At 66.3% G+C, this 18,415-nt stretch carries 17 protein-coding genes and 1 tRNA gene; 5 read left to right on the forward strand and 13 right to left on the reverse strand.

The window, feature by feature from the left end; all coding sequences use genetic code 11:
- Nucleotides 1–102 precede the first annotated feature (102 nt).
- Complete coding sequence (hisS, locus tag ACWCOP_RS02940) at nt 103–1,584, forward strand: histidine--tRNA ligase (RefSeq protein ID WP_478249739.1); 1,482 nt, start codon at nt 103–105, stop codon at nt 1,582–1,584.
- Here the strand turns inward: hisS and pcaG are convergent.
- From pcaG to ACWCOP_RS02965, 5 genes are all read right to left on the reverse strand, one after another.
- Complete coding sequence (gene pcaG, locus ACWCOP_RS02945) at nt 1,581–2,216, reverse strand: protocatechuate 3,4-dioxygenase subunit alpha (protein WP_478249740.1); 636 nt, start codon at nt 2,214–2,216, stop codon at nt 1,581–1,583. The two genes, hisS and pcaG, sit on opposite strands and share 4 nt — an antisense overlap.
- Nucleotides 2,217–2,353: 137 nt before the next feature.
- Nucleotides 2,354–3,355 (reverse strand): class I SAM-dependent DNA methyltransferase, encoded by a 1,002-nt coding sequence (locus ACWCOP_RS02950; RefSeq protein WP_478249741.1) that lies wholly within the window; start codon nt 3,353–3,355, stop codon nt 2,354–2,356.
- A 207-nt stretch (nt 3,356–3,562) separates the two neighbouring features.
- On the reverse strand, nt 3,563–4,897 hold the full coding sequence (gene chrA / locus ACWCOP_RS02955; RefSeq protein WP_478249742.1) for a chromate efflux transporter: 1,335 nt from the start codon (nt 4,895–4,897) through the stop codon (nt 3,563–3,565).
- A gap of 161 nt (nt 4,898–5,058) precedes the next feature.
- Nucleotides 5,059–5,622, reverse strand: a complete 564-nt coding sequence (locus ACWCOP_RS02960; protein ID WP_478249743.1) for an HD domain-containing protein — start codon at nt 5,620–5,622, stop codon at nt 5,059–5,061.
- A gap of 308 nt (nt 5,623–5,930) precedes the next feature.
- A tRNA-Ile gene (locus ACWCOP_RS02965) sits at nt 5,931–6,007 on the reverse strand.
- A gap of 184 nt (nt 6,008–6,191) precedes the next feature.
- Between ACWCOP_RS02965 and ACWCOP_RS02970 the strand changes: the two genes are divergently transcribed.
- Complete coding sequence (locus tag ACWCOP_RS02970) at nt 6,192–7,016, forward strand: SIMPL domain-containing protein (RefSeq protein ID WP_478249744.1); 825 nt, start codon at nt 6,192–6,194, stop codon at nt 7,014–7,016.
- A 393-nt stretch (nt 7,017–7,409) separates the two neighbouring features.
- Here ACWCOP_RS02970 and ACWCOP_RS02975 read toward each other — a convergent pair whose 3' ends face one another.
- From ACWCOP_RS02975 to ACWCOP_RS02985, 3 genes are all read right to left on the reverse strand, one after another.
- Entirely contained in the window at nt 7,410–8,249 is an 840-nt protein-coding gene (locus ACWCOP_RS02975; RefSeq protein WP_478249745.1) for a TIGR01459 family HAD-type hydrolase, read from the reverse strand.
- Between the two features lie 298 nt (nt 8,250–8,547).
- A complete protein-coding gene (locus ACWCOP_RS02980; RefSeq protein WP_478249746.1) occupies nt 8,548–9,825 on the reverse strand; it encodes an EAL domain-containing protein in 1,278 nt (425 codons plus the stop codon).
- A gap of 143 nt (nt 9,826–9,968) precedes the next feature.
- Nucleotides 9,969–10,622 (reverse strand): YiaD family glycine zipper/OmpA-like lipoprotein, encoded by a 654-nt coding sequence (locus ACWCOP_RS02985; protein WP_478249747.1) that lies wholly within the window; start codon nt 10,620–10,622, stop codon nt 9,969–9,971.
- Nucleotides 10,623–11,017: 395 nt separating this feature from the next.
- Here ACWCOP_RS02985 and groES point away from each other — a divergent pair, with 395 nt between their 5' ends.
- Nucleotides 11,018–11,329 (forward strand): co-chaperone GroES, encoded by a 312-nt coding sequence (groES, locus tag ACWCOP_RS02990; RefSeq protein ID WP_478249748.1) that lies wholly within the window; start codon nt 11,018–11,020, stop codon nt 11,327–11,329.
- A gap of 58 nt (nt 11,330–11,387) precedes the next feature.
- Entirely contained in the window at nt 11,388–13,022 is a 1,635-nt protein-coding gene (groL, locus tag ACWCOP_RS02995; RefSeq protein WP_478249749.1) for a chaperonin GroEL, read from the forward strand.
- 79 nt (nt 13,023–13,101) lie between these two features.
- Here groL and ACWCOP_RS03000 read toward each other — a convergent pair whose 3' ends face one another.
- From ACWCOP_RS03000 to ACWCOP_RS03015, 4 genes are all read right to left on the reverse strand, one after another.
- Nucleotides 13,102–13,737, reverse strand: coding sequence for a hypothetical protein (locus ACWCOP_RS03000; RefSeq protein WP_478249750.1), 636 nt, complete (start codon nt 13,735–13,737; stop codon nt 13,102–13,104).
- Nucleotides 13,738–13,854: 117 nt separating this feature from the next.
- Nucleotides 13,855–14,508, reverse strand: a complete 654-nt coding sequence (locus ACWCOP_RS03005; RefSeq protein WP_478249751.1) for a hypothetical protein — start codon at nt 14,506–14,508, stop codon at nt 13,855–13,857.
- A gap of 171 nt (nt 14,509–14,679) precedes the next feature.
- Nucleotides 14,680–15,354, reverse strand: a complete 675-nt coding sequence (locus ACWCOP_RS03010) for a hypothetical protein (protein ID WP_478249752.1) — start codon at nt 15,352–15,354, stop codon at nt 14,680–14,682.
- A 158-nt stretch (nt 15,355–15,512) separates the two neighbouring features.
- Nucleotides 15,513–16,043 (reverse strand): phosphoribosyl-AMP cyclohydrolase, encoded by a 531-nt coding sequence (locus tag ACWCOP_RS03015; RefSeq protein ID WP_478249753.1) that lies wholly within the window; start codon nt 16,041–16,043, stop codon nt 15,513–15,515.
- A 132-nt stretch (nt 16,044–16,175) separates the two neighbouring features.
- Between ACWCOP_RS03015 and ACWCOP_RS03020 the strand changes: the two genes are divergently transcribed.
- A complete protein-coding gene (locus ACWCOP_RS03020; protein ID WP_478249754.1) occupies nt 16,176–17,105 on the forward strand; it encodes a LysR substrate-binding domain-containing protein in 930 nt (309 codons plus the stop codon).
- Between the two features lie 33 nt (nt 17,106–17,138).
- On the opposite strand, the gene ACWCOP_RS03025 is transcribed toward ACWCOP_RS03020, so the two are convergent.
- Entirely contained in the window at nt 17,139–18,272 is a 1,134-nt protein-coding gene (locus ACWCOP_RS03025; RefSeq protein ID WP_478249755.1) for a glycoside hydrolase family 3 N-terminal domain-containing protein, read from the reverse strand.
- Nucleotides 18,273–18,415: the final 143 nt, after the last annotated feature.

Genomic DNA, 18,415 nt, shown 5'->3' on the forward strand with positions numbered 1-18,415 from the left:
GCGCTCAGCGCCATGCAAGGCGTGCGCCGCTTGATCGTTTCGCCCGCCAAGGCTAAGGGCTGAGCCCTTCCAAGGCGTTTACTGACGAAACGAGCACCTCCCATGGCCAAGACCAAGGCGTTCAAGCCCAAAGCCCGGCGTCCGCGCGGTTTCGAAGACCGCTCCGCCCACGTGCTGCGCGCCGAGCGCGCCTTGGTGAGCGCCGCCAGCGGGGTGTATGAGCGCTGGGGCTTTGAACCGCTGGAGACGCCGGCGTTCGAATACGCCGACGCGCTGGGAAAATTCCTGCCCGACGAGGAGCGTCCCAATGAGGGCGTCTTCGCCATGCAGGATGATGACGAGCAGTGGATGGCGCTGCGCTATGACCTCACCGCGCCGCTGGCCCGGTTCTCGGCGGAGAATTTCCAGGATCTGGCCAAGCCCTTCCGCCGCTATCAGTTCGGCGAAGTCTGGCGCAATGAAAAGCCGGGGCCGGGCCGCTTCCGCCAGTTTGTCCAGTGCGACGCCGACAGCGTCGGCGCGCCGGGCCCGGCGGCCGACGCGGAGATGATCGCGCTCGCGAGCGAAGTCATGGGCGCGGCGGGTCTCGCCCAGGGCGAATACGTCATCCGGGTCAATGATCGCCGCCTGCTGGACGGCGTGCTGGAGAGCCTGGGGTCCGCCGCGGCGGAAAGCCGGATGCGGGTCCTGCGCGCCATCGACAAGCTGGACCGGCTGGGCCTTGAAGGCGTCGAGCAATTGCTGGGCGAGGGCCGCAAGGATGAGAGCGGCGACTTTACGCAAGGCGCCGGGCTGGACGCAGGCGGCCGCAAGCGCGTGCTGGGCTTTCTGGACGCCGCCGGGGACACCCGCGGTGATGTGCTCCAGGCGCTGACCGCGGTGGTGGGGTCGGGCGTGGGCGCCCAAGGCGTTGCGGCGCTGGAAGAGATCGACGCCGTGCTCGCGGCGTTGGGCGTGGATGAAACGCGCGCGGCGTTTGATCCGTCCATCGTGCGCGGCCTCGGCTATTACACAGGCCCGGTGTTCGAGGCGGAATTGCTGGCGAGCGCCACCTATGAGGACGGCACGCCCGTGCGCTTCGGGTCTGTCGGTGGCGGCGGGCGCTATGACGATTTGGTGGCCCGCTTCACCGGTCAGGCCGTGCCGGCCACGGGGTTCAGCTTCGGCGTCTCGCGCTTCGCCGCGGCGCTCTCGGCGCTGAACCGGCTGGATTCGGCCAAGGGCGATCCGCTGGTGGTGGTGATAGCGGCGGAAAAAGACCAGATGGCGGCGTATTTCGCGCTCGCCGCCGAGCTGCGCGCCGCCAGGCTGCCCGACGGGCGGGGCCTTCGCGCTGAAGCCTTCGTGGGCGGCGGCAATATGGGCAAGCAGCTGAAATACGCCGACCGGCGCGGCGCCGAGTTCGCCGTGATCATCGGGTCAGACGAGCGCGAGCAGGGCCAGGCCCAGATCAAGGATCTGAAACTGGGCGCACAGCTCGCCGCCGGCATCACCGACAACAAGACCTGGCGCGAAGACCAGCCCGCTCAAGAAACGGTGGCGCGCGGCGAGGTTGTCGAGGCGATTCTCAAGCGGCTCGCCTAGACCGCCTGAAGCACCACGTCGAACCGGTAAGCGCCGGACGAAGGATCGCGCCCGGCGATGAGTGCGGCCCGCTCAGCCTCGGGGTGGTTGTTGAGAACCCTGTCCACATCGTTCAGCGGCTCGCCGTCGAAATACATCTGCGTCGTGACTTCGCGATAGCCGCGCAGCGCCACCTTGAAGTGGATATGGGGCGGGCGCGACCAGCCGTCCATGACCGGATAGGCGCCGGGCTTGATGGTGCGTAGCCGGTAGCCGCCTAGCGCGTCTGTGGTGAGAATCGCCCAGCCCTGAAAATCAGGATCCAGCGGCGCGGGATTGGTGTCGGCCTCATGGGCGTAGCGGCCGGCGGCGTTGGCCTGCCACACATCCACCACGGCGTTGGCGAGAGGCGCGCCCGCTTCGTCCATCACCTGGCCGGTGACCTCGACAACTTCGCCGGATGCAACGCCGTCGCGGCCCTCGATCCGGGTCAGGTCGGCGTCCTTATCGGCCTGATCCATGGTTGGATAGAACGGCCCTTCGGTCTGGGACGGCGTCACCACCGGGTCGGCCGAGGCGCGTGCGCCCACCGCCGCGCCCGCCAGGGCGGCTGCGCCCAGAAATCCGCGCCGTGAGAATGAATTTGAAGCCATGGGCCGCCCCCATTGTTTGATGCGCCCGCCTGCCGGACGCACGGCGCTGCAAGCGCCCATGGCCATTTTGCTCATATTTGAATGCCTGGCGACTCAAGAAGCGCGACACGCTCCCGCGAGGCCGATCAGGACATCGCCTAGGCCATCGCTTCGGTCTCGCCGTCGCCTTCCAGCGCCCGGCGGATTTCGGCGCGCGCGGCGGTGACAGAGAAGCTTTCAATGTCGGCGCCGCGATCCTTGCGCACCACGCACGCCTCGATACGCACGGCCTCGAAGCCGGCCTGAGCCATCAGGGCTTCCAGATAGGCGCGGCCATGGGCGTAGCGTCGGCTTTCGCGCAGCACCAGGCCGGCGCCGTCCGCCGCCTCCACGGTGAAGGCGAGGCGGCCGCCGGGCGTGAGCGAGCCGGCGCACCAGGCGATCACGCCTTCAAGGGCGCCAACATAAGCGAACACGTCCGCCGCCACGATCAGGTCATAGCCGGACTCGTCCAGCGGCAATGCGCTGATATCGGCCTTGAACAGATGGTCGTAAAGCTGGCGGCGCCGGGCGATCTCCAGCATGCCGGATGACAGGTCGACGCCCTCAAGCACGCCGCAGCGCGGGCGCATGACCGCGCCCATCAGGCCGGTGCCGCATCCAAGATCCAGCGCGCGGGCGACGGTGCGAAGGCCCGCCTCGTCCAGGGCGCGCATGAGAATTTGCGGCCCGCGATAGGCGAGCCCGCCCACCAGAGCGGTGTCAAAACGCGGGGCGTATTGATCAAACAGCGCCTCGACGAAGGCCGGCGGCAGGGCGTCCGCCAGCCGTTCGCCGGTGAGAAGCTCCAGCCGGGCGCGTGATCCGAAGCGGTCGGCGGGATCCAGCGCCATGGCGCGCCGCCACGCTTTTGCGGCGTTTTTGAGCGACCCGGCGCTCTGGTGCAGTTCACCCAGCCGATACCAGCCGGCGGCCCAGCCCGGAGCGAGCTCAAGGGCCGAAGTGAGGGTTTCGGCGGCGGCGGAAAAATCGCTTAGCGCGGCGAGGGTTTCGGCGAACTCGGCGCGGCGGTCGGCGGCCCTGTCGCCAGAGGCGTAGGAGCCGGAGAGCTGGCCGGTCGACCGGGTGTCAGGCAGGGCGGAAAATCGGGCGGAACCCATCTGCGGTTTCATTGTACGGGGCCGGGGTACAGGCCCGATTTCGGGCCGGCGCGCCGGCGGGGCGCTGCATGCGGGATGACCCGCTGCATCACAGCGGTCTGTGCGCCCGGGGGTTGGCCCTGTCAAGAAATCCCGCGCGCGGTGGTCTAGGACACCGGCTCCAGCGGCCAGAAGATCGGAATGACAATCACAGACACGAAAAGCCACTTAAAGGAGCGAGATGAGGGCGCCGGCCAGCGCCCCTGATACAAGCACGATGAGCAGGCTGATCTTGAACCGGAGCAAGGCGATCAGCGCTGTGGCGCAGAGGGCGAGGGCGGCGAGATCGAGCGAGGCCGGGTCCGGCGCCAGCACCCGTATGGGTCCCGCCTCGAACTCGCCGACCTGGCCGAACAGGACATGGACCGCGAACCAGAGGGAGAGATTGAGCACCACGCCCACAACGCTCGCCGTCACCGCCGAGAGCGCCGCGCGCAAAGGCGCGATGCGCTGGATCGTGTCGATGAAGGGGCCGCCGGCGAAGATCCAGGCGAAGCAGGGCAGAAAGGTCGTCCACAGAACGATCACCGAGCCGATCAGGCCGGCCAGGAGAAGCGGAAGGCCGGTCTCGGCGTTCGCGGCGGCGATAAACCCCACGAATTGAAGCACCAGCACCAGCGGTCCGGGCGTCGTCTCCGCCAGGCCCAGACCGTCCACCATCTGCGCCGGAGTAAGCCAGCCAAACCCCTCCACCGCCTGCTGCGCCACAAAGGCGAGCACGGCGTAGGCGCCGCCGAAAGTGACCACCGCCATCTGGGAGAAAAACACCGCCTGGCGCGCAAAGACATGCTCCGGGCCCAGAAAAGCGATGAGCAGAGCCACCGGCGCCAGCCAGAGCGTCAGGCAGGCAAGGCTGGCGGTCAGTCCGCTCCGGATCGAGAGCGGCGGCGCGGCGTGGGGCGGGGCGAGCGCCTGAGAGGCCGAAAACCCGTCGAGGCGCGCGCGCGACGCCGCGAAGCCCGCCAGCGCCGCGCCTGCGATGATGACGGGAAACGGCACGGCGAACATAAAGATCGCCGAAAACGACGCCGCCGCCAGGGCGTAGGCCGCCGCCGATTTCAGCGCGCGCCGGGCGATGCGCACCAGCGCCTCCACCACCACGGCGATGACCACCGCCTGCACGCCGTGCAGGGCGCCGGCCACCACGCCCACATCACTGAACCGGATATAGAGCGCGCTGAGCGCGAAAATCACGATTGCGCCGGGCAGGACAAAGAGCAGGCCTGCGATCAGCGCGCCGAAAATTCCGTTTACGCGCCAGCCCACATAGATCGCCAGTTGCTGCGCTTCGGGGCCGGGCAACAGCATGCAGAAATTCAGCCCAGCCAGAAAGCCGTCCTCGTCGATCCAGGCTTTCTCCTCCACCAGCACGCGGTGCATCAGGGCGATCTGCCCCGCCGGCCCGCCAAAGCCGAGGCAGCCGATGCGAAACCACACCGCCGCCGCCTCGCGCAGCGACGGGGCGGGGGCGAGGGTCGAGCCGTTAGAAGATGCATCAGTCATTTAGCCTGCACCTGTTAAGACCCTGCCGGGGATTTCTCGCGTTAGAGGCCTGCAAGCGCTTACCGGAGTTGGACGCCAAGCGACCCGGAGGCGGCCTTATACGCGACTTCTGGTGGCCGGATCCTGTCTGCCGACATCCAGCCACGCCGGCCATCCGTGCCTCAGGCCAGCGTCTCCATTTCACTGACGGTGCGCGCGAAGCGCTCCGCCAGCGGCCCTGGTCGACGCTCGGCGAAAATCGCGGCGAGGCTTTGATAATACCAGATCGTCCCGTCGCGCTTGCCGGTGAAGCGGTCCCAGATGGCCGGTCCAATGATGCGGGCGTCGTTCAAAATGGCGGTGGCGTTGTGAAGCTTGTCGCATTGGGAGACCAGAAGCGCGTCATCGCTCTTGTCCCGCAGCGTGGCGAGATAGGCCTCCTTGCGCGCGCGCCAGGGAGGTTTGGGCTCGGCATCGCTGTCTGTGCAGGCGCGCACGATCTGCGCCACCCGGTCGCCGAAGCGCTCGCGGATCTGCGCCTCCATGGCGGCGCCGCCTTGATCCTCGATGGCGTCGTGAAGCAGTCCGGCGATGGCCTGGTCCTCGTCGCCCCCGTATTCCAGCACGAGCGCGCTCACCGACATCAGGTGAGACAGGTAGGGAATCGCCGTGCCTTTGCGCGTCTGCTCACGATGAGCCGTTGCGGCGAAGACGAGCGCGTCCGCGTATCTGGATGTGAGGGTCAATCCTGCTCCCATGCTGCATAAAAAAGTGCTGAATTCATTGAGAACGCGCCGTCGCAAGCGCATGTCTCTCGGCCCGGCTTTCAAAAGCCGGGCGCCGGCGGCCTCCAACTGTCCGCAGTGGCTAAAAAGCGGTCAAGCTCGAAAGTCGGAGGGTGTGTACGAGCATCCGGGCCGCACCCTCTGGCCCGCTTCCCTTAAACCTGCGCCCTTGAGAGCTTATTTTGCTTCAGGGATTTCGGCCATGGGCGCCGACGATGAGAGGTCCGGCCTTGGCGCTGACGATCCAGTTGAGCGGCGCATTGAGGAAATGGTGGGCCCGGAGGGACTCGAACCCCCAACCAAGCGGTTATGAGCCGCCGGCTCTAACCAATTGAGCTACAGGCCCGCACTAAAGGCGCGCAGATGCGTTATTAACGTGCCGCGCCGTGCGCGCAAAGCGTGTCTTGCGGCTGGCTGGCCTGGTTAAATCGACGTCATCCGCGAAAGCGGCGCGAAGCGGGCTTGGTTTCGCCACGTGACCGGGTTGCTATAGGCTTACGATCAACGGCTCACCTGAAGGAGACGCCCCCATGACCCCGACCCGTTTCGCCGCCCCGTCCACCGGAACGTCCACGACGATGTCAGCGACAATGTCCGGCCGCCTGTCCGGTCTCGCGATTCGCCCGGCCCTGGCCGCCCTGATGCTCCTGACCGGGGCCGCGGCCGTTCCCCTGGCGTTTTCGCCGGCCGCGAGCGCCCAGAGCGCAACACAGCCAAGCGAGGCGACCTTGTCGCTTTCGGCCACCGGCTCTGTGAGCGTGTCGCCGGACCAGGCGCGCATCACCGCCGGCGTCGTCAGCCGCGCCGACACCGCAGCAGAGGCGGTGCGTGACAACGCCTCCAAGATGCAGGCGGTGTTCACCGCCCTGCGCCGGGCCGGCGTCGCGGAAAGCGATCTGCAGACCGCGCGGCTGAACGTCAATCCGGTCTACGCCAACGCCCCGAGCCGCAGCGGCGGCGAATATCAGGAGCCGCGCATCACCGGCTATGAGGCCTCCAACCAGGTGAGCGCCACGCTGCGCGACATCAACACGGTGGGCGCGGCGATCGATGCGGTGTTCGAGGCGGGCGCCAATTCGCTCGACGGGGTGGAGTTTCTTTCCAGTGAGGCTGAACGCGCCCGCACCGAGGCGCGCCGCGAAGCGGTGACCGAACTCATGAGCCTGCGCGATCTCTACGCCGAGGCGGCCGGGTTCACGGTCGTGCGCCTGGTGAGTTTCTCCGAGAGCGGCGGCGGGCGGCCCATGCCCATGGCCATGGCGCGCATGGAGAGCATGGATTCCTCAACCCCGGTCGCGCCGGGCGAGCTTTCCATCGCGGTGAGCGTGAACGCAAGCTGGGAAATTGACGGATAGGCATGGCGAAGCGCCGCCCACGCGATGCGCGGCGGAGAGGGGTGACGCGCGAGAGGCGAGGCGCGGGCGGTCCGGTCGGACAAGGCGTGGCTTAGGCCAGGCCAGGCAGGCGTGGCTGGCGGGTCCGTTCGGACCGCCCGCGCGCCGCCTCCCCGAACCAGCGCGGAGCGTCCGGACCGCCCGCGCCGTTCGAAGATCGACGCGCCCATTATGCAGGCGTTCAGTCGGGGTGGAATAAGTTGGACGATGTCCCGTGGATAGGCGCACCGTTATTTCTTGATGCTCAAGCTCGTCCGAGCTTTCGCTCCTCCCTCGGACCCGGTCCGGGGTGCCGGCGGACGGTCGTCCTTGCGAACCCTTTGGGTTCGACTGCGCTAAGCAGAGTCTTGCTCGCTACCAGATCAGCTTCGGCGCGCAATAGCGCGCTGAAAGCTGGTCCTCGGCGAGGATGTCGTGCGCCTTGTCCGCGGAGAAGCCGGCTTCAAACCGGTCCGCGATGATCCCGCCGGCGATGAAGAGGGCGTCCAGGCCCTCTCTCTGGGCGCCGGCGATGTCGGTGCCCGGCCCGTCGCCGACGGCGAGCACGCGCGATTTGTCCACCGGCGCGCCGCGGATCGCCTCGACCTTTGTATAGGCCAGGTCATAGATGGGCGGGTGGGGTTTGCCGGCCAGGATCACCTCGCCGCCCATCTGCTCATACATCTGCGCCAGCGCGCCGGCGCAATAGAGCAGGCGGTCGCCCACCTGCACCACGATGTCGGGATTGGCGCACACCAAAGGCAGACGGCGCAGCTGCGCCTCGCGCAAAAGATCCGCGTACTGGTCCGGCGTCTCGGTTTCGTAATCCACCAGCCCGGTGCAGGAGATGAAGGCGGCGTCCTTCAGCTCGGCGAATTCCAGCCCAGTGCCCTCATAGAGCGGATCGTCCCAGGCCGGCCCCAGCTTATAGGCGGGCCCCGGCGCACGGGCGCTGAGCACGGCGTGGGTGGCGTCTCCCGATGTGACCGCATCGTCGAAGGCGCCCGGCCGGGCGCCCATTTCGCCAAGGAAGGTCTTCAGCGACGCGGCGCGGCGCGGCGAGTTGGAGAGCAGCACCACCGTGCCGCCCCCAGCGCGGAACTTCACCAGGGCGTCCAGCGCCTCGGGCACGAGGTCGCGCCCGTCGCGGATCACCCCCCAGACATCGCACAGGAGGGCGTCATAATCGGCGGCGAGGGAGGAGAGCGTTGTCATGGGATGCGAGGTAGAGGGCCGGGCGGGGCGGGTCAACGTCGAGCAGCGGACTCGGGCGTCGTCGCTCTCTCTAGCTTCTTCGGAGATGGCGGGCTATAGCGCGAGCAACCCATGCCAGCAATGCGATAATTATAGCCGCCAACCAGATGACTGGCTTGTTAAGCCAGGGTGGTCCGAAAATGTGCAGGATAGCCCCTAACACAATGCCGACGGCGAGTGCGGGAACGAACCAGCGTCGAAAGCCTTGGTCGTCCCGATCCATCAAGCTTCTGCCATGCTGAACGAGTTGCCTTGCTCGCTACCCCGCTCGCCGCACTTCCTTGTCGGCTGCGTCGAGGACGTCGTCGCGCACCGGGCGCGGGGCGCCGAAGAGATGGCCTTGAGCGTAGGCGATGTCGAGATCGAGGACTTCCACCACCATGGCTTCGGTCTCGATCTTTTCGGCCACCAGATCCACGCCGTAGCGGGCGAACAGGCCGGCGATGTCCTCCGGCGCAAGGGCGCCGGGCTGACGCCCGGCGATGGGCTCCTGGCCGCGCGCGGCTTCGATCAGGCGCTGGCCGGAGGCTTTGACGAAGCGCACGCCGGCGCGCTGCAGCTCGGCCAGGTCCAGATTGAAATCGCTGACCTGATCGATGGAGAAGCGGAAGCCGAAATCAGCCAGGCGCGCCATGTTGCGCGCCGCCGTGGCCGAACGCGCTTCAAACGCGGCGCGCGGCATTTCAAAGATCAGCGCGCCGGCGAGATCTGAATTGCGGCGAAGGAAATCCAGAAAGGCGGGGAAGAACTCGTCATCGGCCAGGCTGTTGATGGAGACATTGCAAAATACGCCGATACGCCGGTCCTGCTTGGTGAGGCGGCGCACGATCTGGACGCAGCGCAGCAGCAGAAGATTGTCCACGTCGGTGATGAGATTAGCTTCCTCGGCGGCGGCCAGAAACTCGGCCGGCGCCAGAACACGCCCGTCGGCGTCGCGGATGCGGGTATATCCTTCATAGAAATAGGTGCGCCGCTGGGGCAGGCCGACCACCGGCTGCAGGTAGAGATCCACCCGGTTGGCGTCGAGCGCCTCGCGCACGACCGCCGCGTCCACACGGACGGCGCCGTGTGCTCCGGTCCCGGCGGCGAAATGGGGGTGGGGCGCTGTGGCGCCGGCCTGTTCCAGCCGGGCCAGAAGCTCGGCCACCAGCCGTTCATCGCTGCGCGCCGGTTCGTGTGCGCCGGCCTCGCCCGGCGCCGGGCTCGTGCCGGGGGCGCCGCTCGCGCGAGAGGCCGGAGACCCAGAAACACCCGGGACCCCCGGAACCATGGCGTCCAGGCGCGCCTGGGCGGCTTCAAGCTCTTCAAGCATGGACAGATTGGCGGCCTTGAGCTGGTGGAGCTCGTCCTGGAACATGGATTTTTCCTGGGACCGCGCCGCGGCGGCGTGCACCTGGCCTGCGATGAGGAAAACCAGCGCCCCCATGAGCCAGGCCATCTGGGTGTTCATCAGATCCAGCCGGTCGAATCCCAAGGCTGCGACCACGGCCACCATGGCGTAAGTGAGCACCACCAGTATGTCGCCGGCCTTCGGCATCAACCCTCCCCCAGAAGCGTCGAATCACGACGCCATGAGCCTTATGATAGCCTGCGTTAAGACAGGTTGACGAAGGGTATACAAGAAAACGGCGCGCCCCTTGTGAGGGCGCGCCGCATTCTGGTCCGTGTTAAGCGGTGCGCTTAGCTGGTGTGCGGGGCGATGCGGATCTCCACCCGGCGGTTCGCAGCGCGGCCCGCATCGGTGGAGTTGTCGGCCACCGGCTGGGTCTCGCCCATGCCCGCGACGTAGAAGCGGTCCTGAATGACGCCGCGGCTGATCAGGTCGGAGGCCACCGCGCTGGCGCGGCGTTCCGACAGGCGCTGGTTGTAGTCGGCGGCGCCCACCGAGTCGGCGTGGCCGATGACGTTCACATAGGTCGCCGGATAGGTCTGAAGCACGTCGGCCACATCGTCCAGCACCGGGCCGAAACGCGGGGAGACCTGAGCGGAATCGGTGGCGAATGTCACGTCGCCCGGCATGGTGAGGATCAAGTCGTCGCCGACGCGGCGCACGGAAACGCCGGAGTTACGCAGGCGCTCGCGGAACGCGGTTTCCTGGCGATCCATGTAATTGCCGGCCGCAGCGCCGCCCAGGGCGCCGATGCCCGCGCCGATGAGCGCGTTGCGGCGGTCGTCGCCGCCGGCCAGCGTGCCGAGCAGCGCGCCCGCCGCCGCGCCGGCGAGAACGCCGGTGCCGGTGCGGTTCTGGCTGACGTTTCCGTACTGGTCGGTGGTGGTGCAGGCGGCAGCCAGGCCGAGGGCCAGCGCGCCGGCGGTGATGGAACGGATGAACATGAGCAAAGCCTCCTAGAGAGCAAGAGCGGCGGGTCCGGGTCGTCGCCGGAGCCTGTCCGGACGCTCCGGATGTATTTTATAAGAGCGACATTCATATGAACGCACGCTGAAGCGCAATAACGCAAGCAAACCGTTTTCGCTCCGCTTTCATTCTAGCGTCTGCAGGCGTGGCGTAAGTATGGCGGGTGTGGGGCGATCAACCGGCGCCGCGATGAACCGGCGATGAAAATATTTCGTCTCGATACCCTGTGCGCCCACTTGACGCGTCACCGCGACGGTCTTACCTGCAGCTCCGTTAGCAGTCGGGTCCGGTGAGTGCCAAAGCTCCCGGCCCGGCTGGCTAAACCTGATGAAATCCTGAACGAGCAAATTTGCTCAGACACGGAGCTACCGCAATGAATTTTCGTCCTCTCCATGATCGCGTGCTGGTGAAGCGCGTCGAGGAAGAAGCCAAGACCAAGGGCGGGATCATCATCCCCGACACCGCCAAGGAAAAGCCCCAGGAAGGCGAGATCGTCGCCATCGGCGGCGGCGCCATCAAGGAAGACGGCACCGTGCGTCCGCTGGACGTGAAAGCCGGCGACCGGGTGCTGTTCGGCAAGTGGTCGGGCACCGAGGTCACCGTTGATGGTGAGGATCTCCTCATCATGAAAGAATCCGACATCCTCGGCATTCTTGACGGCAAGGCGGCGTCCAAGGCCGCGTAAATCGCGCCGGACACCCGCTTACTCCCCCATACTCAAAGTTTGAATAGAGAGACGAACGATGGCTGCCAAAGACGTGAAGTTCGGCGCTTCTGCGCGCGAGAAGATGCTCCGGGGCGTGGATATCCTCGCCGACGCCGTGAAGGTGACCCTCGGCCCCAAAGGCCGCAACGTGGTGATCGAGCGCTCGTTCGGCGCGCCGCGCACCACCAAGGACGGCGTGTCGGTCGCCAAGGAAATCGAGCTTGAGGACAAGTTCGAGAACATGGGCGCCCAGATGGTCCGCGAAGTCGCTTCGCGCACCAATGACGAAGCCGGCGACGGCACCACCACCGCCACCGTGCTCGCCCAGTCCATCATCCGTGAGGGCATGAAGTCGGTCGCGGCCGGCATGAACCCGATGGACCTGAAGCGCGGCATCGATCTGGCCGTGAAGAAAGTCGTCGAGAACATCAAGTCGATCTCCACCCCCATCAAGGGTTCTGAAGAGATCGCCCAGGTCGGCACCATCTCCGCCAACGGCGAAAAAGACATTGGCGAGATGATCGCCCGCGCCATGGAGAAAGTCGGCAATGAAGGCGTCATCACGGTCGAGGAAGCCAAATCCCTCGAAACCGAGCTGGAAGTCGTCGAAGGCATGCAGTTCGACCGCGGCTACCTGTCGCCTTACTTCGTGACCGACGCCGACAAGATGGTCGCCGATCTTGAAGACCCGTACATCCTGCTGTTCGAGAAGAAGCTCTCCTCGCTGCAGGCCATGCTGCCGGTCCTCGAAGCGGTGGTTCAGTCCAATCGCCCGCTGCTCATCATCGCCGAAGATGTTGAAGGCGAAGCGCTGGCGACCCTGGTGGTCAACAAGCTGCGCGGCGGCCTGAAGATCGCTGCGGTGAAAGCTCCCGGCTTCGGCGATCGCCGCAAGGCGATGCTTGAGGACATCGCAGTCCTCACCGGCGGCACCGTTGTCAGCGAAGACATCGGCATCAAGCTCGAGAACGTCACCCTGGACATGCTGGGCACCGCCAAGAAGGTGAACATCACCAAGGACGACACCACGATCGTCGACGGCGCCGGTGAAAAGACCGCCATCGAAGGCCGCGTCAGCCAGCTCCGTCGCCAGATCGAGGACACTTCTTCGGACTACGACAAGGAGAAGCTGCAGGAACGTCTGGCGAAGCTCGCCGGCGGTGTTGCGGTGATCAAGGTCGGCGGCGCTTCGGAAATCGAAGTGAAAGAGCGCAAAGACCGCGTCGACGACGCCCTGAACGCCACGCGCGCCGCTGTCGAAGAAGGCATCGTCCCGGGTGGTGGTGTCGCGCTTCTCAAAGCCGCCAAGGCGCTTGAAGGCCTCACCGGCGAGAACGACGATCAGGATCAGGGCATCGCCATCGTGGCGCGCGCCCTCCAGGCCCCGATCCGTCAGATCGCCGAGAACGCCGGGGTCGAAGGCTCCATCGTGGTCGGCAAGGTCAATGAGAGCAAAGACGCCAATTTCGGCTACAACGCTCAGACCGAAGTCTACGAAGACCTGGTGAAAGCCGGCGTCATCGACCCGGCCAAAGTGGCCCGCATCGCGCTTCAGGACGCCGCCTCCGTGGCCTCCCTGATGATCACGACGGAAGCCGCCGTGGCCGAGCGTCCCAAGAAAGACAATGGCGGCGGCCAGCAAGGCCCCGACATGGGCGGCATGGGCTTCTAGGCTCAGCCTCTCAAGCGCTTACGGGAAAGGGCGGCTCGAAAGAGCCGCCCTTTTTTCGTTTCGTGCTCGAAAAAGCTGATCAGCCCCGCGCCCTGGGTGCAAGAAGCACAACGAGCGTCCGCCCATCGCCCATTCGAGTTTCATACCGGGTCTCGCCGGAGTTTGAGACATCAATGCCCTGGTCCGTCGCGGTCACCAGCTCCCCGTCAATATAATCCCAGAGGCTGAGCACCAGCTGGCGATCGTCTTCGGCGCAGACGGAAGAAGCGCTGTTCAGGCAAGGCGCAGCGGCGAGCCGGAAGCGAACCCTGTCGCCCAGAGTATCACCAACTGATCCGCCGGATGCGAAGTCCGCTTCGCCCGTGGAGACGATCTGACCCACGCCGTCATCAACGAGTACCTGAAAGGCGAAGCGCATATCTGCAGAAGCGGTGGGGCTGAAAAACAGGCTCATGGAAAGAGCCGCGACCATGGCGAAGGAGGCGACGCCGGCGCGAACCGGGTGAAAGAAAAAGCGTGTCATCATTTTAAGGGTCCTGTGTCTGAGGTGTTGATGCGCAACAAATAGCCTCATCAGACGACGCAAGACCGTGCTCGCCGACCGGTTCGCAGTGCGGCACGCCTCCATGAAGGCGTGCTTTTCCTGCTCACTGACGCGCACTTCTATGGAGACGGTCTTCTTTGGCTCGCGCCGTTTGGGTGTATTGTTTTGCATGGTTCAGACTTAATGGCCCCTGATCGCGCAGAGCGTGACAGGTTTCGTGTCCGGAGGAAGAATAATCGTGTCCGGACATGCCTTTTTGCAGGCGCCGTCCCCGCCCGGCGCCGCTTCTTAGAGCGGCCGGGAGAGGCGCAGCATGAGGTCCTGGTCGTCGGCGCCGTCGGACAGGCCGAACAGGATTCCGGCCGACCAGTCCACTCCGCCGGCGAGATCGCCGCTGAGCACCGGGCCGATCTGGTGGGATTGATCATTGAAGCCGCCGAACCCGGCCTCGAGCCCGCCGAAATCGTTGAAGCTTTCAACGCTCAGGCTCAGCCCGCCCTCCAGTGAGCGGTAGAGGCTGGCGCGCGTCTCCACGATCCAGTCATCCCTGGCGCCCGGGCCGATCTCGCGGTCCAGCGCCACAAGGGCGCGCACGCGCCAGCCGTCCTCAAGGGCCCATTGATGGATCCAGTTGGCGCCGATCTCGTCGGCGCGCCCGTCGCGCAGGGCCGACCGCGCGGTGAAGCGCAGGCCGCTGGAAAAGCCGCCGGGCGTGCGCTCGACCAGCTGCCAGTGCAGCTCGGCCTGCAGATGATCAAGATCAAGATCGCCGCCCTCGGGATCCCGCCAGGCGGCCCGCAGCCGCCACCGGAGCTGATCGTTCACGGCGTGTTGGACGTGAAGCCGGTGGGCGAAGGCGGCGTCGTCCACCGTTTCGCCAAAGGCCGCGGCTACGCGGTATTCCACCTCCCTAGCGCCGGCGGAGATGTCGGGCCCGGACACGCTGCTTGTGGTCTGTGCAAAGGCGGTCCCGCAGGCCTCGGAGGCGAGGATGAGGGTTAAGGCTAATTTTTTCATATATTTAAAAATGATGGTTTTAATTTCTTGAGCCGAAGCGGCGCCCGCCGCGCAATGGCGGCGGGCGCTTTGTTTCTACGACGAACCCGGCCCGGCCTAAAGCGGCCGGGTCAGCCGGAGCATGAGATCGTGATCGTCAGCGCTCTCGGAGAGGCCGAACAGGACGCCGGCGGACCATTCCACCCCGGCGGCCAGATCGCCGCTGAGGGCTGGGCCGATCTGGTGGGATTGATTATTGAAGCCGCCGAACCCGGCCTCGAGCCCGCCAAATTCGTTGAAGCTTTCAACGCCGACGCTGAGCCCGCCGTCAAGGGAGCGGTAGAGGCTGGCGCGCGTCTCAACGATCCAGTCATCATTGGCGCCGGGGCCAACATCGCGGTCAAGCAGCACAAGCGCACGGGCTCGCCATCCGCCGTCAAAGACCCACTGATTGGTCCAGTTCACACCGATCTCGTGGGGTGTATCGTCGCCTTCGGCCAGGCGCGCGTCAAAGCGCAGGCCGCTGGAATAACCGCCCGGCGTGCGGCCCACGATTTGCCAGAGCAGCTCGGCCTGAACATGGTCGAGCTCGAAAGCGCCGCCGGCCGGATCGGCCCAGGCTGCGAGAGCGCGCCAGCGCAAAACATCATTGATCGCCTGCTGATAGTGTATCCGGTGGCTGAAGGACGCGTCCTCGCCGGTTTCGGCGAACCCGGCTGCGACGCGATACTCCAGCTCGCGCGCGTCAGGATCGACTTCGGGTCCGAATACGGTGCCGGTGGTCTGCGCCAAGGCGGCGCCGGAAGCGACAAGGGAGCATGAGAGAGCGGCGAAAAATGCGCTGAAACAGGTCTTCATGAACGCTCGTATGATGGCTGAAACCAGTGCAAAAAAATCCGGCGCCGGGCGGTGCGGGAGGGGAGCCGCCGCGCCCGGCGCAGGAACCGTCGCTAGTCCGCGCTGAACGGCAGCGAGGAGTGGTGCAGGACGATCTTCAGATCGCCGTTTTCGTCGGGCGCGTAGCCGAAGCTGTATTCCACTTTCACCTCGTCACCTTCAGTGGTGGTGAAGAAGTAGTTGCCCATGGCCATGGCGCTGTCGGAATCGATGAAGACCGCTTCGTTTTCCCAGCGCACATTGGTGTAGGGCGCGATGGCGAAGCCGCCGTCTTCTTCGATTGAGCCGCCCACGAAATAGGATAGGGCCTCTTCGAATGAGCCGCGGAACTGGTCTTCGGCGGCCAGCGTCGGCTTGAACAGCACCGGATGCGCGCCATAGGCGTAGAAGCGCTCGATATGGTCGGCAGCGGCGGCGGTATAGTCCTCGCCGGCGGTGTAGGCGGCGCCGATGGCGACGATGCCTTCGCCCCAGGCCTGCTGGGCGGCGGCGATGTCGGCTTCGGTGATGGCGGTCTGGGCCTGGGCGGCGGACGCCATGAGGGCGGCGCCGGCCAGCGCGGTGGAGAACATGAGAGTTTTCATGGGGTGGTCCTCTGACAATCCGTGCGTCGCTTCGCACATTTAGCCAAGTAGGCGCCGGACCGATGATGTTCTAATGGAAATCATGCCCTCGATCGATTACCTGAAGGCATTGATCCACAGAAAGCCGCTCCCATGCGCCCCACGCTTCGCCAGCTGGAATATTTCGTCGCGGTCGCCGAGCGCCAGGCCTTCGGGCCGGCCGCCGACGCGCTGGCGGTGACCCAGCCGAGCCTTTCAAAGCAGATCGCCGCGCTGGAGGCGGAGCTGGGGCTGACCCTTTTCGAGCGCACCTCGCGCAAGGTTCGCCTGACTGAAGACGGCGCGGCGCTTCTGGACAAGGCGCGGCATGCGCTGGAGGCCGGGCGTGCCTTCCGCGAGGCCGCGCGGGGGCTGGCCAGGGCGCCGGCGCGGCGCATCCGGGCCGGCGTCCTGCCGTCCATCGGCGCCTATTTCATGCCCCGCGTGCGCGAGCGCCTGCAGGCGGAGCGCCCTGATCTGACCCTGGGATTGCTGGAGGGCGCCTCGCTTGAGCTGTTGCGCCGCCTCGCTGCGGGCGAGCTTGATCTGGTGGTGGCCTCGTGCGGCGACGCCGCCGGGCTTGAGGTGCGGCCCTTGTTTGAGGAGACGCTGTGGATCTGCAGCGCACCGGGCGATCCGCTCATGGCCGATGACGCGCCGGCCTCGCTGGACGCGCTTGCCGGGCGCACGCTTTTGACGCTGGGGCCTGAATTTCATCTCACCCGCATCGTGGAGACGCTGGCCGGCGAGGTGGGCGCGCATCTCAGCGAAGAGTATCGCGGCGCCAGCCTGGACGCGGTGCGCCAGATGGCGGTGAGCGGCGCCGGAGTCGCCGTCCTGCCCAGCCTTTACGCGCTGGGCGAGGCGGTCCGTGATCCGGACTTCAAGGTTCGCCGCCTGGCCCATCCGGCCGCGCTTCACCCGGTCTTTTTGTATTTTCGTAAATCGTCGCCCGACGCGGCCCGGTTTGAAGAGCTGGCGCGGGAGATGATTGCGGAAAAGATGAAGATCCGCGCCGAGCGGGCGGCGAAGTTCCACGTCTGACCGATGCTGCCGGACACAGGTTTCAGCGCAGTCCTAAAGCCCGATATGCGCTTTCAGCGCATCAACGCGCGTATTCGCCTCGATCAGGCGCGAGAGCGTGAGATCGCCGCGCTCCACCGCCGCGCCCGCCCAGTCGACGCAGCGCCGGGGCAGATCGGGATCGGCGTTGGCCGAGTTGGAGATCAGGATAAGGTCGTTGCCCGCCTGCAGGGCCTGGATGAAGGCCTCCTCACGGGTGTAGTGGTCGCGGATGGCGCCCATGTCCAGATCATCGGTGATCACCGCGCCGCGATAACCCATGGCCTGGCGCAACAGCCCGGTGAGCACCGGCTTTGACAGCGTGACCGGCGCGCCGGACGGGTCCAGGCGTTCATTGATCAGATGTCCGCCCATGATCAGGTGGGCGTGGTCTGTGTCGATGAGCCGGGCGAAGGGCTCCACCTCCTCAAAACTCCAGGTCTGGGTCAGGTCCACAAAGCCGTCATGGCTGTCGCCCTGCGACCGGCCATGGCCGGGAAAGTGCTTGATCGAGCAGGCGATGCCTTCGGCTTCCATGGCGTCGACGAAGAGGCCGCAATACTGCGCCACCACAGCCGGATCATCGCCGAACGCGCGCCGCCAGCGCCCGATCACGGCGTTGCCTTCCTGATGCAGGTCGGCGATGGGCGCGAGGTTCAGATTGAAGCCGGCCGCGCGCAACTCGGACGCGGCGCGCGCAAAGCTCTGGGCGGCGGCTTCGGGGCCGGCTTCAGCCAGCGCGGCGGCGGTGGGGATCTTGTAATAGCCCATGGCTTCGGTCAGGCGCTGGACAAAGCCGCCCTCCTGGTCAATCGCCAGGAAGGCGTTCGGGTTCGCCGCGCGCATCTCGGCGGCCAGGCCTTCGGCGCCGGCCCTGGTGCGCGCGTTGTGGCGCAGAAGAAGTGCGCCGCCGACCTGGCCCGCGCCCAGCGCCTCGGTGAGCGCGGGCGCCGAGCCGGCGCCCGGCTCGTCACCGAGAAATCCAAGGATCAGGAGCGGCCCCACCAGATCTTCAATGCGGGGCCGGGTCAGGGAGGTGTCCCCGGCTATTGTGAGTGCGGCGGCGTTCACGCCGGTCGCGCCTGCGGCCCACGTGGCGAGGCTCGCCGCGCCTGCGCCCAGAAGCGCGCGCCGGTTTAAGCTGTCCATCCCCGTCATCCCTCGCTCGCCGCCATGTCCGCGCCGGTTCAAATCCCGATCCTAGTGCTAGCCGCGCCGCCGGAAGAGGGCAAGCGGGCGGGGGCGGGCCTTACCGAACCATGACGGCGAATTAAGCTGCCGGTCGTGACGGG

It is taken from the genome of Apolloniradiicaulis salifontis, from assembly GCF_053756655.1.